The organism is Mesorhizobium sp. M1E.F.Ca.ET.063.01.1.1 (genome assembly GCF_003998155.1).
Taxonomy (GTDB): Bacteria; Pseudomonadota; Alphaproteobacteria; order Rhizobiales; family Rhizobiaceae; genus Mesorhizobium.
The window spans coordinates 1-389 of record NZ_RZSC01001780.1 but is presented as its reverse complement, the minus strand read 5'-3'; the positions used below and the strand labels follow the sequence as shown (position 1 = coordinate 389).

Genomic DNA, 389 nt, shown 5'->3' with positions numbered 1-389 from the left:
ATACTGATGTCTCGCTCGACCCGCGCCTGCTTGCGCCCGGCGACCCCAGGCTGAGAACCTATGAGGGGGTCCTGCCCGGCTTCACCGTGCGCCAATTCCTGCCCGAGCATCAGAAGCCTTGGCTGTCCTGGCTGAGCGCCCAGGGCATCGACTCCAGTGCCGGCCATCCTGACGTCCACCGCCCGGTTGGCGAACCGAGCGACCCCGTGACCAATGCGCCACCAATTTACTCGCAGGACCAGACGCCGACGGCTTTCCTGGCCGGCGAGTTCATCCGCTGGCTGGGCGAGCAGGAGCGTGGCGCGCCCTGGTTCGCGCATCTCTCCTTCATCAGCCCGCACCCGCCCTTCATCGTGCCTGAGCCCTACAACGCCATGTATGATCCGGCC

General features: G+C 66.6%; 1 pseudogene. It reads left to right on the top strand.

From position 1 onward, the window contains the following. Positions 1-389, top strand: a pseudogene (locus EOA29_RS40845) (sulfatase-like hydrolase/transferase); the annotation flags it as partial.